Raw genomic sequence first — 16130 nt, 5'->3', positions numbered from 1 at the left:
AAAAAGACCTCTAGTTAGAGGTCTTTTATTTTTTAATTCAATTTTTCTATAGTCTTGTTTAATATGTTCAAACTTTTTTCTAAGTTTTTCTTGAACTTCTCATCAAATCCAGACATATTCTCTACAATTATAGCCGTTATTCTTTCCTCTTCTTCGACCAAGACTGCTCTGCCCTCATCAGTAATTCCATAGAAGGTATTTCTTCTATCTAGAGATCCTTCTTCTCTAAACACGTATTCTAATTCAACCATTTTATTTAATAATATGCATAGACTTGATGTAGAAACATATAGTTCTTTGCTTAAATTTTTCAATTCAATCCTATCATACTTTTTTATCTGTTGTAACGTGAAAAACTGTTTTGGTGTTAACTTCTGTACTTTTTTCATTCCACCGCTGGCAAATCTTTTAATTAGATTGTCATATATGTTGAAATTTTCTAGCAGAAGTAGTGCTAATTCTTTTTCTTCCATTTTTTTCCCTCCAAAAATAAGTATTTCAACCACAATATCATTAATATTCAATGCTTTTAATATCAATGATTTATAATTCAAATTTAAGTTTTACTTATATAATATAACATAGTTTCAAAATAAAAAAAAGTTTTTTTGTTAAAAACACTCTTTTTTTAAAAAAACTTAATAAATTATACTACCTGTATAGTTCATTTCTCCACCTATTTATTTAAAGGAATTTACTCTAATCTCTCTTCTAGACTATGTTTGGAAGATCTTTCAAGGATTCTATTTCTAAGATTTTTAAAAATTCATCCGTAGTCTTATATATTATAGGTTTACCTGTTTTATTAAGCCTACCTGCTTCATAAATCAAACCATTATCCAATAAAGTCTTTAAAACTTTATCACATTTAACACCTCTTAAATCTTCTATATCATTTTTTGTTATCGGCTGTTTATATGCAATTATTACCAAAGTTTCTAGTGTTGCTTGGCTAATAACTCTTTTTTTTGAAGGTTCTATTATTTTTTTTATATAATCAGCATATTTTTCATTTGAACACATCTGAAATTTATCATCTAATTTTATTATTTGAATACCTCTATCATTTTCTTTGTATTCTTTTATTAAAGCCTCTAGCATTATCTCTATTTCTTTTGGTGCCAATTCTTCGTTAATTGCAAGATTTAATTCTTTTATTGTTATCGGTTCCCCATAAGAAAACATTATAGATTCAATAATATTTTTAATATCACTTCTTCTCATTTTCAACACCACTTTCATTATTTACAAGCTTTTTCTTTTTATTTTCTATTTTTCTCAAAGCCTTTTTCTCAAGCTTATCATCACTTTCACTGTCTATATCTATCAATTCGCTTGATTGTTTTTTTATATTTTTATTTTTTTCTATAGTTATATCATCATAAAAAGATTCTTGTTTTATATATATTTCTTTTAATTTTATCATTTCTAGTATGGCTAAAAAAGATGCAACAATATCTTTTTTCTCGCCATTATTCATTATATTCTTGAAATTTATTTTTTCGTTTTCTAAAATTAAGGTTCTTATCATTTCAATCTTAGATTCCACTGTAATAGGCTTATTTCTTACTATTTTTCCGAGCTTTTCATTTTTATTTAATAGATTTTCAGCTTCTTTAATATCTATTTTTTTATCTGAAAATAATTTTTTAATAATTTTTTCTATTTCATCAACTGTTATATCAGAAAGGTCTGCATCTTGATTTATCGATTCTTGAGTATTTCGATAAAATTTATTGTCATATTCTGAAATATTATTTTTCAACTCTTCTGTAATATTTCTAAATATTTTATATTCCTCTATTTTTTGAACTAATTCACTTCTAGGATCTTCTTGCTTTTTATCATCTTGCTTCAGATATAATATATACCTAGATTTAATTTCCGTTAACTTGGCGGCCATAGAAATAAAGTCACTTGCTAATTCTAAATCAATCTTATCCATATTTTCTATATATGCCGTATATTGATCTGTAATATCTATTATAGATATATCGCTTATATCGATTTTATTTTTATTTACCAAGTCAAACAACAAGTCCATTGGGCCTTCATATTTTTTTGTTTGAATACTGTATTGCATTTATAAATCTCCTCTATATATAAGCTACATAAAAAATCCAACTATCTGACTAAAGAAAGCATATATCGGAGTTAAAATATACACATATGCTCTTGTAACAATCAATAATATAAAAAGAATAAATGTATATCTTGAATACTCATACACTTTATAAACTATATTTCTAGGCAAAAAAGTTGAAATAAAACTCCATCCATCAAGTGGAGGGAATGGAAGTATATTAAAACTTGCAAAAGCTATATTATATACTACTAAAGAATATGCAACCGACTTCAGTGAATACATATCTACTCTTGAATATATCATTGCAAAAATTATTGCAGATACCAAGTTAAAAAATATTCCAGCTAGAGAAACAGTTATATTTCCTAGTTTTTGATTTTTATAATTATTTGGGTTTACCGGAACTGGTTTTGCCCATCCAAATCTCACTAAAAACATCATCAACATTCCAAAAGGATCTATATGATGAAATGGGTTAATTGTCATTCTCCCACTATTTTTTGCAGTATCATCTCCATTTAAATGTGCTACATATGCATGTCCAAATTCATGTATTGATATTGCGAATAAGATTGCTAGAAGAGCTGTCAGAAACTCCGATATGCTATTTAAAAAATTTAAATTCAATATTTTTTCCTCCTTTAAATTAAATAAGGCGGGGAGAAATCTCCCCCACCTTTTTATACTTCCATCAATATTGGCAATATCATAGGATTTCTTTTAGTTTTAACATAAAGATATTCCTTCAATTCATCTTTAATTGTATTTTTGATATACGCCCATTCTTTTATTTTTTTATCTTCACAGTTCTTAAAAACATTTAAGACTATTTCTTTTACGCCATCCATAAGTGTCTCAGATTCTCTTACATAAACAAATCCTCTAGATATAACATCTGGACCTGCTAATATACTACCATCTTCTTTTGACAGTGTCATTACTATTGTAATTAGACCATCTTCAGATAGATGCTTTCTGTCTCTAAGAACTATATTTCCTACGTCTCCAACTCCAAGACCATCTACTAAAATTCTTCCTGAAGGTACTCTTCCACATTTTCTTGCTGATTTTCTATCTACCTCCAAAACATCTCCGTTAGATACTATAAATATATCATCTTGATTTGTTCCTAGCTCTTGAGCTAGCTCTGAATGTCTTTTTAGCATTTTATATTCACCATGTACAGGCATAAAGAATTTTGGTTTAGCAAAAGCTTGCATCAACTTTAATTCATCTCTGCTTGCATGACCAGAAACGTGTATTCCTGCACTATCATTAGATACCACATCTGCACCCTTTTCAAGAAGGAAATTGATTACTTTAGATACTGTTTTTTCATTACCTGGTATTGGATGAGCTGAAATTATTACTAAGTCACCTTTTTTGATTTCTACCTTTTTGTGTTCTGAATTAGCCATTCTCGCCAACGCTGACATTGGCTCTCCTTGTGATCCAGTAGTAATTATAACTATCTCATTATCCTTGTATTTGTGTATATCATTTAAATCAATGATATTTTCATCACTGCTTATATAACCTAACTCTTTTGCTACACCTATTATGTTTACCATAGATCTGCCTGATACAGCTACTTTTCTTCCATATTCTCTTGCCACATCACATATTTGTTGTAATCTATGTATATTAGATGCAAAAGTTGCAACGATAATTCTGCTATTATGTGCCTTTTTGAACAAATCGTCCAAACCTTCACCCACTATTCTCTCTGATTTAGAGCTTCCAGGTTTATCAGCATTTGTACTATCTGCTAACATTAACAATATACCTTCTTCATCGCTTATTTCACATATTCTATGAATATCCATTAGTTGACCATCTATTGGAGTTAAGTCAATCTTAAAATCTCCTGTGTGGTATATTACACCTTGATTAGTGTGCACTGCTATTGAATAAGCATCTGGAATACTGTGATTCACTTTGATGAATTCAACACTCATATTATTTAATTTAACTTGCTCTCTAGGTCCAACTATGTTAAGTTTTGCATTATTTATTCTATGCTCTTTCAATTTCACTCTTATTAGCTCTATGCTAAGAGCAGAACCATAAACCGGTACATTTAATTTTTTTAATAAGTAAGGCATCGCTCCTATATGATCCTCATGACCATGAGTGATAAATACCCCCTTTATCTTATCCGCATTCTTTACTAAGTATGTCATGTCAGGTATAACTATATCAATTCCAAGTAATTCGTCCTCTGGAAATGACAGACCTGCATCTATTACTATAATTTCGTCCTTATACTCTATTACAGTCATATTTTTTCCGATTTCATTAAGACCGCCTAGTGGTATAACCTTTATTTTTTCTTTATTATTTTTTGCCAAATTATTTACTCCTTTTTTTTATTTGCTAATCACGAACACAAATCATCATTATTATTATAATACCACAAAATACTAAAAATAAATATATTTTTTTCCTTTAATTGACATGAGGCAATATTATTTGTATGATTAGTCTATCAATAAATTTAAAGTAGGAGGAATCATGAGAGGAAAATCTCATTTAATTATAGGCACACTATCAGCCGTTGAACTGTCAGTGCTAGCAGGTTTTACAATAACCCCACTTGGAATTATTTCTGCTGCTTTTTTCTCAGTTGCTGCCGATATAGATGAAGCAAATTCCAATTCGCTTAACAAGTTAATAAGTAAAAAGTTTACTAATAAAATTCACAAAATTATAATTTACTCGCTGCTTATACTGTCATTTTATCTGTATATCAGCTCATATAAAAATATTTTTCTTGGAGTTTTTTTAGCTATTGCTTTAATTTTCATTATAGAAAAAAAACTGACATCTAATCTAATTAGATCGATATTAATTTCATTTATATTTTTTGTATTTGCATCAATACTTAGCTTATATGAAATAAATACTGGACTAACGATAATGGTTTTAATTTTAGCCTTTTTCCCTCTAATGAAACACAGAAGTCTCACTCATTCATTGCTGATGCTTGCAATCATATATACCGTATTTACAATAGTAGAAAACACTTCAAATATTAGTTCCGTTGCTTTCATTACTACTGCATCATACGCTACACACCTTTTATGCGACATGGTGACAAAAAGAGGCATCCCTCTATTTTATCCATTTTCAAAAAAAAATTATCGTGTATCACAGTTTAAAGTCGGGTCGTTTTTCTGTAATGCTATAGAGTATTCTACAATATTGGTAGTCGCTTTTTTACTTATATGTACTATATCATTTTTGGGTGTAAAAATTAAATTATATTAAAAATGCGGTGCAAAAAGCACCGTATTTTTTTATAATATTTTATTACCTAGTATAATATTATTCTTACAAATTACCTTTCAAGCCTATATCCTCGGCCTTTGCTTTCATACCTTCGATAGTTTCAAAAATAACATCATCTAGATCCATATCAAGCATTACTATTCCATTTTTAATAGTTTCTCTACTTACACCCGCTGCAAAAGATTTATCCTTAAATTTTTTCTTAATAGATTTTACCTCTAAATCCAAAACACTTTTTGATGGTCGCATAAGACATGCAGCATTTATTAGTCCAGTCAATTCATCAATAGTATACAATACTTTTTCCATTTTGCTCTCAGGTTCTACATCAGTACATATACCATATCCATGACTCTTCATTGCTCTAATGTATAATTCATCTATTCCTTGTTCTCTCATAATTTCTTCTGATTTATGACAATGCTCATCTGGAAATTTTTCATAATCTAAATCATGAAGTAAGCCTACAACTCCCCAAACTTCTTCATCTTCACCAAACATTTTAGCAAAATGTTCCATAACTGCTTCAACTGCAAGTGCATGCTTTCTTAAAGCATCTGTTTTTGTATATTCAGTCAGTAAATTCCATGCATCTTCTCTTGTAATTTTATTTTTCATGTTATCCTCCCTCGTAAATCTGTTTATTAATCATTGTAAAATTGTATGAGTAAAAAAATTATTATTTACAATGTACTATTATTTTGTTAATTAGTCAATATTTTTTAAATTTTACAAATATTCTTTTTATTAATATTTATTTCTATTTACTTATATAAGGGATAGTATCTTGATTATAATTGAAAAAATAATAAAAGATACGCTAAAATTAGCGTATCTTTTATTATTTGAATTTTATTAAAAACTAACATATTACTATTACAAATCTAGCTTTTTGCACGTATTGTTGTTTATTTTTCCTTTTCTAAACAATCTACACATGTACCATAAAATTTCAAATCATGATTTTTAATTCTAAAATTATAAGTATTTTCTACTCTCTCTTCGATTGCATCTAACAGGTCTTCCCTTACCTCAATTATGTTTCCACATTCTTTACATATCAAGTGATGATGATGGTGCGAATCATCTCCTTCTACATTTATCTCATATCTTATACAGCCATCATCTAAATTCAACTTAGAAATTCCATTTATCTCATCTAATAACTGCATAGTTCTGTAAACAGTAGCAAGTCCAATTTCAGGGCAACTAACACGCACTTTATCGTATATTTCTTCACTACTCATATGAGAATTTTCATTTTCAAGTAATACTTCTATTATCGCTCTTCTTTGAGGTGTTATCTTAAATCCTGTTGATTTTAACTTTTCCTTAAGAGCCTCCATTGTTTTTTCCATAATATCCACTCCTCTTTTCAATTGAAAATCTATATATATTAATAATAGATTATTTATATGATTATGTCAATATCTTTTATCGATTAAAATTAAGAATTGTCTGAATTTTTGTTCATTAATATATTTCAGCATACTTAATTTCAATTATATATGACTACAGAGTCTTATATACCCAAACAAAGAGCTTTACAAAACTTATATTTTCTTAAAATCAAGATAATTTTGTAAAATTAAAACAGCTGCTAATTTATCTATCACTTTTTTTCTATTTTTTCTTCTTACATCTCCGCTGATTAATATTTTTTCCGCCGATACTGTAGATAACCTTTCATCCCAATATTCAACCTTGATGCCAATTTCACTTTCTATCAACTCACAAAATTTCACTACCTTTTCCGATTGAGGACCTAGAGTTCCATTCATATTTTTAGGTAATCCAGAAACAATAGCATCAACTTTGTGCTCTTTAATTAATTCTTTTAGCGCTTCTATATCCTTTTTTTTACTCTGTCTTTTTATTGTTGTAATACCTTGAGCTGTTAGTCCCATAAGATCACTAACAGCTACTCCTATTGTATTATCTCCAATATCCAGACCCATAATTCTTCCTTTTAGCATATGTTTTTCCCGTCTATTTTATTTTTTTTATTTATCATCATAATAGTTATTGGTATTAAAATATAAATTGAGTCTGTCGCAGCGGCTATTATACCTGAATCATTGACTGCCAAAGTAACTAGACAACCTATAATTGCTGCAATAAAACCACTATATATAATTTTATGATCTTTCTTTAGTTGCAAAAATTCACGAGTTGGTCTAATTATTACAATTGATATCATAAGTATTCCTACCAATAATATGTTGACCCATACAGTCGTTTGAGCTAATTGTATATTCATATCAATTTTTCTAGCAAATACATATATTATCTCCATTGGTCCATTTAGTTGAATCTGTTTAACAAAGTTTCCTAAATGCGATCCAATTCCAAGTAAAATATCTGCCATTGCAAACCCAGCGACCAAAACAGCTGTTGAAAATAGAACTAAAATAATCTTTTTAATATCCAACTTCACGTTATAAATCATAAGTACAAATACAAAGTATGCTATACACTCAGATATTGCCCCACCTACATTTGCCCCCATACCAGGGTATGCTGATGTAAAAAGTATTACTGTTAAGAAAAGAGTTGCAAGCCATTTTGGTATTTTTTTATACTCTAGTAATACAGCCATTCCTAATATAGCACTTCCTACTGTTACTCCTTCATACTCATTTCCTATTCCATAGTATCTTGCTCCCATCATAGGGTCGTAACTCATAATATTTGCTTTCATTAATGGTGTAGATATCACAGAATCAATTACAATTAACAGTATCATTGCAATAGAGAAAAATCCTATCTGCTTAATATCATCACCTTTAAATATTCTTGTTCCTATTAAATAATACGCTATAGAAATAACAACAATGGATAAAGCTAGTTGAACTTCAGAACTTGCTCCTAAAATAGGTGCAGTTAGAAATGCTAATGGCATTATTAATCCAAATTTCATAAGCTCTTTTAAAACATCTAAAGATTTTTTTCTATACTTTGCTGGAATTTTTTCTCGTTTCCATAGCGCTAGTGCTCCAAATATCACTGACAACGAAACAAAAGCTACATATATATTAATTACAGTCATCCTAATAGAAGATATTGCCACTATTTTTTTATATTCTTTTTCTATGAAACTTAAACTTGAAGCCTTATCAACTTCCGTAAGCTTTCTTCCTACCATTTCATCATTTTTAAGTCCAAATCTATTTAATACATCCACTCCTATATCTATATTGGCCATTACACCTTCTCTTCTAGTTGTAGATGATGTAAGAAGACCTTTCCCTTTTTTAGACATATCGAATCTTACTACAGTTCCAAGTCTTCTGTTGTTGCTATAATCTAAGTTACTAGGAAAACTACTCATAACGTAAATAGTATCATTTTCTCCCGCCATTTCAAAGACTTTTTCAATATAGTTGCTTACCTTATTGTATATTGAATATTTCATTGTTTTGTAAGTACTTTCGTTTAACTCCAACTTATATTCATCCAACCTAAATGTATCGCCTAGTTCTACAAAAATAAGATCTGATGTTTTATAAAATTCATTTGTCTCAGATATTAATTTTTCATAGTCTGTAGATATTCCATATGGAAACGATAAGTTTTCTTTATTAATATCATCAACGTTTCCGTTATATAATCTTCCACTTCCATCCATCACTGCTAGTGAAAAATCTCTATTTTTGATGAACTTTCCTTCTGAATTATAGTAGTCACTATTTCCTAAAACTGCTATTTTTTTACCATTTAAATTTAATGTTTCACCTAAATATCCAACATTAGATTTAAATTCACCTTTTGTTTTGTTATAAAGGTCTACTTCATTTATATTATTTAGGTTAATTTTACCAGGATTCTTTCCAGTAGCTGATCTATATAGAGATGCTAATTTTTTATCCGACTCAGTAATATTCAGTTCTATCTCACTTTGAATATTGACTCTACCTGTAGCACCCATGCTTGCAAAGTTTCGTCTATCATCGTATCCTTTATCACCTCTTATATTCATAAGTGCTACATGACCATCATTTTTCATTTTTTCTCTAAGAAATTTTATATTGTTAAAGTTTGATAAACTTGTTCTATTCAAATCAATTAAAATGACTTTACCTTTATTTTTTGATGTATTATTATCAGCACTCAAGTCCTTACTGCCTTTAGTAGAGTCTCTTTGAGTTGCATATTCAAACTCTTGTTTACTGCTCTCAGCTCCAAAAGCGGGCATTACTGCAGTAAATATCAGAAATAGTGCAACCACTAAAGACATACCTTTTTTTAACATTATTTGTTACTCCTCAATATTTAAATATTTTGTAATTACTTCTTCGAGAATTTCATCTCTTTCAAATTGCTTCATCATGGTTCTAGCATTGTTATAACTTGTTATATAGCTTGAATCACCAGATAATAAATAACCAATTATTTGGTTTACAGGATTATATCCCTTTTCCAATAATGAATCATATACATATCTAATAGTTTTCGCTACATCCATTTTATCATCGCTTAAACCTTCAAATTTAACCGTGTAATCATCTTTCTTAACCATTTGCAATACCTCCTAATTTTATATTTGCGAAGTAATTGTGTATCACTTAAGTAAGATTTTACATTAAAAAAGAAATTTTATCAAGTTTTCTGACATATTAGAGACCTTCAATTGGCAATTATACACACTTGAAGGTCTCATAAAAAAATATTTTATTTTAAATTATTTTACTTGTGTTTCTAAAATTTCTTTTGCTGTGGACAATGCTTTATCGACCATATTAATATCACTTGCTCCAGCTTGTGCCATGTTAGGTCTACCTCCACCTTTTCCTCCAGCTATTTTTGCTATTTCTCTAACTAGATTTCCTGCATGAGCTCCCTTTTTGATAGCTTCTGAAGAAACTGTTGCAACAAAATTAATTTTATCATCTGATATGTTTGCAACTACAACTACACTATTTTCCACCTTATCTCTTAAATTATCTGCAACTTCTCTAAGTGAATCCATATCCATTCCTTCATATTTATTTGTAATTAGATTCACGCCATTTACATCCACTTTTTGTTCTATAATATCATCTGCCATTTGCATATTCATTTTAGATTGAATAGAATGAAGTTCTTTTTCCATTTTCTTATTTTCTTCAACAATCTGATTTGCCCTTGCAAATAGGTTATCTTCTTTAGTTTTTAGAGTATCAGTTAAGTCGCTAATTATTTGTTCTTTAGCTAAAAGATGATTGTACACAGCTCTTCCAGTTATCGCTTCAATTCTTCTTACTCCTGCAGCAATACCACTTTCTGAAATTATTTTAAACAATCCAATCTGTGAAGTATTTTCTAAGTGAGTACCTCCACAAAGTTCTGTTGAAAAATCTCCCATCTGAACTACTCTTACTACTTCTCTATATTTTTCACCAAATAAAGCTACAGCTCCCTTTTCTTTTGCTTCTTTTATATTCATTGTTTCTGCATTTATTGTTAGTGATTCAAATATTTTTTCATTTACTAAATTTTCTATAGTCTTTAACTCATCTTTTGTAATTTGTTCAAAATGTGTTATATCAAATCTAAGTCTATATGGGTCAACTAATGATCCTGCCTGATTTACGTGCTCACCTAACACGTCTTTTAAAACCTTATGTAGAATATGTGTAGCAGAGTGGTTTCTAGCTGCATCCATTCTAAGAGATTTATTAACATGAGTTTGTACTATATCTCCTGTATTAAATTTACCTTCTTTCATAAATCCAATGTGCTTTATGCTTCCATTAGTTCCCTTTACAGTATCTTCTACTTCAAATATTCCATTTTCAGAAGTTATTTGCCCCTTGTCACCTACTTGTCCACCACCATTAGCGTAGAAAGTAGTTTCCTCTAAAATTATTTCTCCCTTTTGATTGGATTCAATATTATCGCTTAATTCTGAATCAATTACAATCACCTTTATTGGTGAGTTGATTTCCAGGTTTGAATATCCATCAAATTTAGATTCTACATCATCTAATTCTGAAAGTGGATCTTCTTTCCAAGCTTCTCCTTCTTGATTTCCTCTAGCAGCTCTTGCTCTGTTCTTTTGAGCTTCCATCTCCTTGTCAAATCCTTCAAGATCTACTTTCAATCCTTCTTCCATCAATATTTCTTCAGTTAAATCTATTGGAAATCCATATGTATCATAAAGTTTGAAAGCATGTTCTCCTGATACTATTTTTTCTCCTCTTTCCTGCATTTCTTCAGTATGTTTTTTCAAAATATCTAAACCTTGTTGTAGAGTTTCTGCAAATTTTTCTTCTTCTATTGATATTACTTTCTTTATATATGCTTCTTTTTCAACTAACTCTGGATAAGCTTCTCCAGATGTTTCAATGACAACATCTACCAATTTATTCAAAAAAGCATTTTCTATGCCAAGCAATTTTCCATGTCTTGCAGCTCTTCTTAATAGCCTCCTAAGAACATATCCTCTACCTTCATTTGATGGAAGTATTCCGTCTCCTATCATAAAAGCAACTGATCTAATGTGATCTGTAACAATTCTAATTGATTTGTCACTTACAGGATCTTCTCCATATTTTTTATTTGCATATTCACTTGTCTTTTGTATAATTCTATCTATTGTATCCACTTCAAAGATAGTATCTACTTCTTGCATTATACAACCCATTCTTTCAAGACCCATTCCTGTATCAATATTTTTATTTTTCAATTCAGAATATGATCCATCTTCTTCTTTATTAAATTGAGTAAAAACAAGATTCCAAAACTCAAGATATCTATCACAGTCGCAACCAGGTTTACAATCTTCACATCCACATCCATAAGATTCACCTTTATCAAAGTATATTTCTGAACATGGTCCACAAGGCCCTAGTCCTATTTCCCAGAAGTTATCTTCTTTTCCTAATCTAACTATTCTCTCTTCCGGAAATCCTACTATATTTTTCCAAATATCATATGCTTCATCATCACTTTCATATACAGTCACCCATAATTTTTCTTCCGGCATATTTAAATATTTAGTGATAAATTCCCAAGCATATTGAATTGCTTCTTCTTTAAAATAGTCAGCGAATGAAAAGTTCCCCATCATTTCAAAAAATGTAGCGTGTCTTGCAGTCACACCAACATTTTCTATATCTCCCGTTCTAATACATTTTTGAACCGTTGACATTCTAGCCTTTGGTGGTGTTTCTAGACCAGAAAAATATTTTTTAAGCGGCGCCATACCTGAGTTTATTAATAGAAGAGATTTATCATCACTTGGTATTAAAGAATGCGATTTTGCAATATAGTGATCTTTTTCTCTAAAAAATTCTGTAAACTTACTTCTTATTTCGTTAATTCCCATTTTTTTCATTACCTTTTCCTCCTCAATCATCATATATAATTCATATCTAAAAAATAATTAAATAAAAAACTCGCTCCTGTAAATAATTACAGGGGCGAGTTATATGCGCGGTACCACCCTGATTATCGTAAATTACGACATCTCATTCGCTTAACGCAGCTTCACGTTTCGATATACTTTTATTTTCCACCGAACTACTCCAGGACTGCTTCAAAAACTGTATACGAGATATTTCCACCATCAATCTCTCTCTATAGTACCAACATTTCATACTACTTCCCTTCAAAGTATTTTAATCATTATTTATTTATACATATTATATTACAATAAATAAAACTTTTAATCAATAACTTATTAGTTTTTTACTACAATATATTGATTATTCTATAATTCCTCCGCCTACTAATACATCACCATCATAAAACACTACGCTTTGACCCTTAGTTATGGCTCTCTGAGGAGTTTCAAACTTAACTTCTACTCTATTTTCTCCAATTTTTTTAATTGTAGCAAAAGATACGTTTGATGAATATCTTATTTTTGCTACATATTTCTTTGTTTCATCTAGTTCGTCTATAGAAAACATTAAAAAGTTGACATCTTTAGCAGTTAATGTATCTTTGAATAAATCCTCATTTCCACCTAATGTCACAGAATTGTTTTTTCCATTTATATCAATGACATATGTTGGTTTACCAAAAGTAACTCCTAGCCCTTTTCTTTGCCCTATAGTGTAACTAATAACTCCATTATGTTCTCCCATTTCATTTCCATCTTTGTCAACGAATTTGCCTTTTGGAGCTTTTCTGTCTGCATTTTTTAATAGGAATTCTTCATAATCATGATTTGGTATAAAACAGATATCTTGACTATCAGGTTTATTGTGAACTTCCAATCCTATTTCTTTAGCAATTTCTCTTATTCTGCTCTTGTCAAAATTACCTATAGGAAATAATGTCTTTGAAAGTTTATCTTGATTCATATTATATAATACATAAGTCTGATCTTTTTTGTCATTTGCAGCTCTTTTTAATTCATACTTCCCAGTTTCATCATTGTATTCTATAAGAGCATAGTGACCAGTCGCAACATATTCGCAACCTAGCTCTTCAGCTTTGTTATATAATTCATTAAATTTTATATGTTTATTACAAAAAACACATGGATTTGGTGTGTGCCCTTCAAAGTACTCACTTATAAAATTATTTATTACTTTATTTTTAAAATTTTCTTGGAAATCAAGTACTGTATGTGATATCCCTAGCTTTTCACAAACTTTCTTTGCATCTTTTATAGCTGTATTTTCTACGCCTTCTCCCATATCCCAAAGTTGCATAGTAGCTCCAACTACTTCATAGCCTTGTTCTTTTAGTAGATATGCAGCTACAGAGCTGTCAACTCCTCCACTCATTCCAAGTAAAACTCTTTTTTTATTTGTTATATTCAAAATTATCGCCTTCCTTTATCCACTTATTTTACCTTCAATCCAAAAAAGAGCTTTAAGCTCTTTTTTAGACTCTCTATGTATACCCTTAAAAATCACAAATTCTACACTAAATCAAAATTACCTTAATTTTTTTCTTTATTATTTCATATTTTTCATTATATCTGTAATATCACTGTCTTTATAGTTGAAGTTAGAGTTATAATCATCGACCATATCCTGTAATGATATTGAGTTAGTAACCTCTTCTATACTTTGTTTAATTCTAGCCCAAACATACCTTGTTGAACATGAATCAAAATTCTCACAAGCATCTTCACTAAGAAGACATTCTGTAAATACCATGTTACCTTCCAAAACTTTTAGTATATCAGCGACAGTAATATCGCTTGCATCTTTAGATAAAAAATATCCACCTTGAGCCCCTCTTACACTTTTTACAAGGTTTGCCTTTTTTAAAGCCGAAAAAATTTGCTCTAAATATTGGTCTGATATATTTTGCTGTTTAGCTATATGTTTTAAAGAAACAGGTTTACTACTAGAACAGAGTGCTAGTTCAAACATTGCTTTTAAACCGTACTTCCCCTTTGTAGAAAGCTTCATATTAACTCACCTCTCTTCTAATTAATTCCTAGTAAATAACTATGAATTAATTCTAAAAATATATTATTATATCATACTAAAAAAGTCAAGATTATTTCAAATCTTTCTAGTATTTTATTTTTCTTTTAATTTTTTGAGATATTCATCTAAGCTTTTCTCAAATTTGTTATTTTGCGGGTTATAGTATTTCATATTCGATATATTATCTGGTAAGTATCGCTGTTCAACATAGTGATTTTCATAATTATGCGGATATTTATAAGTGTTGTTTTCACTTTCATCTAATTTTCTGTAGTTCATATCCTTTAGATAGCTTGGGATATCATCTTGAACAACTTTATCAATACTTTCAATCGCAGCATTTATTGCTAAATATGCCGAATTTGATTTTGGTGAAGTTGCTAATAAAATAGTTGCTTGAGCTAAAGGTATCCTTGCCTCGGGAAATCCGAGTTGATTTGCACTATCTACACAAGCCTTAACTATTGTTACTGCATTGGGATATGCTAGCCCTATATCTTCAGATGCAATTACAAGCAATCTTCTGCAAATGCTAATTAAATCTCCTCCTTTTATCAACCTGGCGAGATAATATATTGAAGCATCTGGGTCACTTCCTCTAATTGACTTTTGAAATGCACTCAATAAATTATAGTGAACATCACCATCCATATCAAATAGATATGCTGTAGCTAAATTTAAATTAGATATTACATCTTTATCTACCCTAAGATTTCCATCTCTATCAAATTTAGATTCATTTATAGATAGTTCTAAAATATTTATTGCCGATCTCATATCTCCATTGGAGGCACTTGCTATAGACTCTAGAGACTCCTCTGTTGCCATTAGTTTTGCAAAACTATCTTCATTGTATCGAGTAATTGCATTTTTTAGTCCCTCTATAATTTCTTCCTTGCTAAGTGATTTAAATTCTATCGTTATGCTTCTGCTTAAAATCGCACTGTACACATATCTATATGGATTTTCAGCAGTACTTGCGATTAAAGTGATTTCTCCAGTTTCTATAAATTCAAGTATAGATTGTTGTTGCTTTTTATTAAAACTTTGTATCTCATCTATATATAGTAGTATACCATTTTTTGATTCCAGTTTACCTATTTCTTTTGTAATATTTTTGATATCTTCAAGTGATGAATTTGTAGCATTTATTTTAAATATTTGCTTATCAGCAGCCTTTGAAATTATTTCAGCCACTGATGTTTTTCCCACACCAGGTGGTCCATAAAAAATCATATTAGGAAAATATTTTTTAGAAAGCATATTGTTTATTACTCTGTCTTTTCCAATTATATGACTTTGTCCGACTACATCTTCAATTTTTTTAGGTCTTAATTTATCAGCTAAAGGCATGGCATTCTCCTTTCTATATCAAA

Annotated in this window: 15 protein-coding genes and 1 other annotated feature; of the genes, 1 reads left to right on the top strand and 14 read right to left on the bottom strand. The window is 29.6% G+C overall.

Annotated features, from left to right (window positions below; all coding sequences use genetic code 11):
- Positions 1–32: 32 nt before the first annotated feature.
- From C0982_RS03245 to C0982_RS03225, 5 genes are all read right to left on the bottom strand, one after another.
- Positions 33–473: a MarR family winged helix-turn-helix transcriptional regulator gene (locus C0982_RS03245; RefSeq protein ID WP_101772782.1), complete on the bottom strand. Its 441-nt coding sequence runs from the start codon at positions 471–473 to the stop codon at positions 33–35.
- A gap of 238 nt (positions 474–711) precedes the next feature.
- On the bottom strand, positions 712–1224 hold the full coding sequence (scpB, locus tag C0982_RS03240) for an SMC-Scp complex subunit ScpB (protein WP_101772781.1): 513 nt from the start codon (positions 1222–1224) through the stop codon (positions 712–714).
- Positions 1211–2083, bottom strand: a complete 873-nt coding sequence (locus C0982_RS03235; RefSeq protein WP_101772780.1) for a segregation and condensation protein A — start codon at positions 2081–2083, stop codon at positions 1211–1213. Before C0982_RS03235 ends, scpB begins: the two co-directional genes overlap by 14 nt.
- A 24-nt stretch (positions 2084–2107) precedes the next feature.
- Positions 2108–2716: a site-2 protease family protein gene (locus C0982_RS03230; protein WP_180946872.1), complete on the bottom strand. Its 609-nt coding sequence runs from the start codon at positions 2714–2716 to the stop codon at positions 2108–2110.
- Between the two features lie 50 nt (positions 2717–2766).
- Positions 2767–4437 carry a ribonuclease J gene (locus tag C0982_RS03225; protein WP_101772778.1) on the bottom strand — a complete coding sequence of 557 codons (1671 nt, stop codon included), beginning with the start codon at positions 4435–4437 and terminating at the stop codon, positions 2767–2769.
- Between the two features lie 163 nt (positions 4438–4600).
- Between C0982_RS03225 and C0982_RS03220 the strand changes: the two genes are divergently transcribed.
- Positions 4601–5356, top strand: a complete 756-nt coding sequence (locus C0982_RS03220; RefSeq protein WP_101772777.1) for a metal-dependent hydrolase — start codon at positions 4601–4603, stop codon at positions 5354–5356.
- Positions 5357–5419: 63 nt separating this feature from the next.
- On the opposite strand, the gene C0982_RS03215 is transcribed toward C0982_RS03220, so the two are convergent.
- The 9 genes from C0982_RS03215 to C0982_RS03175 all read right to left on the bottom strand — a co-directional run bounded on the left by C0982_RS03215 (position 5420) and on the right by C0982_RS03175 (position 16107).
- Positions 5420–5995, bottom strand: coding sequence for an HDIG domain-containing metalloprotein (locus C0982_RS03215; protein ID WP_101772776.1), 576 nt, complete (start codon positions 5993–5995; stop codon positions 5420–5422).
- 290 nt (positions 5996–6285) lie between these two features.
- Complete coding sequence (locus C0982_RS03210; protein ID WP_101772775.1) at positions 6286–6735, bottom strand: Fur family transcriptional regulator; 450 nt, start codon at positions 6733–6735, stop codon at positions 6286–6288.
- Positions 6736–6930: 195 nt separating this feature from the next.
- Positions 6931–7353, bottom strand: coding sequence for a Holliday junction resolvase RuvX (gene ruvX / locus C0982_RS03205; protein WP_101772774.1), 423 nt, complete (start codon positions 7351–7353; stop codon positions 6931–6933).
- Positions 7347–9629 (bottom strand): hypothetical protein, encoded by a 2283-nt coding sequence (locus C0982_RS03200; RefSeq protein WP_101772773.1) that lies wholly within the window; start codon positions 9627–9629, stop codon positions 7347–7349. Before C0982_RS03200 ends, ruvX begins: the two co-directional genes overlap by 7 nt.
- 6 nt (positions 9630–9635) lie before the next feature.
- Positions 9636–9896 (bottom strand): IreB family regulatory phosphoprotein, encoded by a 261-nt coding sequence (locus C0982_RS03195; RefSeq protein WP_101772772.1) that lies wholly within the window; start codon positions 9894–9896, stop codon positions 9636–9638.
- A gap of 162 nt (positions 9897–10058) precedes the next feature.
- A complete protein-coding gene (alaS, locus tag C0982_RS03190) occupies positions 10059–12695 on the bottom strand; it encodes an alanine--tRNA ligase (protein WP_101772771.1) in 2637 nt (878 codons plus the stop codon).
- Positions 12696–12773: 78 nt separating this feature from the next.
- Positions 12774–12981, bottom strand: a binding site (T-box leader).
- A gap of 84 nt (positions 12982–13065) precedes the next feature.
- Entirely contained in the window at positions 13066–14127 is a 1062-nt protein-coding gene (gene mnmA / locus C0982_RS03185) for a tRNA 2-thiouridine(34) synthase MnmA (RefSeq protein ID WP_101773213.1), read from the bottom strand.
- Between the two features lie 144 nt (positions 14128–14271).
- Positions 14272–14733, bottom strand: coding sequence for an RrF2 family transcriptional regulator (locus tag C0982_RS03180; protein ID WP_101772770.1), 462 nt, complete (start codon positions 14731–14733; stop codon positions 14272–14274).
- Positions 14734–14847: 114 nt separating this feature from the next.
- Positions 14848–16107, bottom strand: a complete 1260-nt coding sequence (locus tag C0982_RS03175; protein WP_101772769.1) for a replication-associated recombination protein A — start codon at positions 16105–16107, stop codon at positions 14848–14850.
- Positions 16108–16130: the final 23 nt, after the last annotated feature.

This window comes from Peptostreptococcus faecalis (assembly GCF_900240845.1).
GTDB lineage: Bacteria > Bacillota > Clostridia > Peptostreptococcales > Peptostreptococcaceae > Peptostreptococcus > Peptostreptococcus faecalis.
Note: the sequence above shows the minus strand (reverse complement) of the source record. Positions and strands in the feature narration are given on the sequence as shown.

Bases quoted from the DNA above. Each gene is read 5' to 3' on its own strand.
- scpB (WP_101772781.1), bottom strand. From the start codon at position 1,224: ATGAGAAGAAGTGATATTAAAAATATTATTGAATCTATAATGTTTTCT.
- ruvX (WP_101772774.1), bottom strand. From the start codon at position 7,353: ATGCTAAAAGGAAGAATTATGGGTCTGGATATTGGAGATAATACAATA.
- C0982_RS03215 (WP_101772776.1), bottom strand. From the start codon at position 5,995: ATGAAAAATAAAATTACAAGAGAAGATGCATGGAATTTACTGACTGAA.
- C0982_RS03235 (WP_101772780.1), bottom strand. From the start codon at position 2,083: ATGCAATACAGTATTCAAACAAAAAAATATGAAGGCCCAATGGACTTG.
- C0982_RS03200 (WP_101772773.1), bottom strand. From the start codon at position 9,629: ATGTTAAAAAAAGGTATGTCTTTAGTGGTTGCACTATTTCTGATATTT.
- C0982_RS03180 (WP_101772770.1), bottom strand. From the start codon at position 14,733: ATGAAGCTTTCTACAAAGGGGAAGTACGGTTTAAAAGCAATGTTTGAA.
- C0982_RS03195 (WP_101772772.1), bottom strand. From the start codon at position 9,896: ATGGTTAAGAAAGATGATTACACGGTTAAATTTGAAGGTTTAAGCGAT.
- C0982_RS03245 (WP_101772782.1), bottom strand. From the start codon at position 473: ATGGAAGAAAAAGAATTAGCACTACTTCTGCTAGAAAATTTCAACATA.
- C0982_RS03220 (WP_101772777.1), top strand. From the start codon at position 4,601: ATGAGAGGAAAATCTCATTTAATTATAGGCACACTATCAGCCGTTGAA.
- alaS (WP_101772771.1), bottom strand. From the start codon at position 12,695: ATGAAAAAAATGGGAATTAACGAAATAAGAAGTAAGTTTACAGAATTT.
- C0982_RS03210 (WP_101772775.1), bottom strand. From the start codon at position 6,735: ATGGAAAAAACAATGGAGGCTCTTAAGGAAAAGTTAAAATCAACAGGA.
- C0982_RS03175 (WP_101772769.1), bottom strand. From the start codon at position 16,107: ATGCCTTTAGCTGATAAATTAAGACCTAAAAAAATTGAAGATGTAGTC.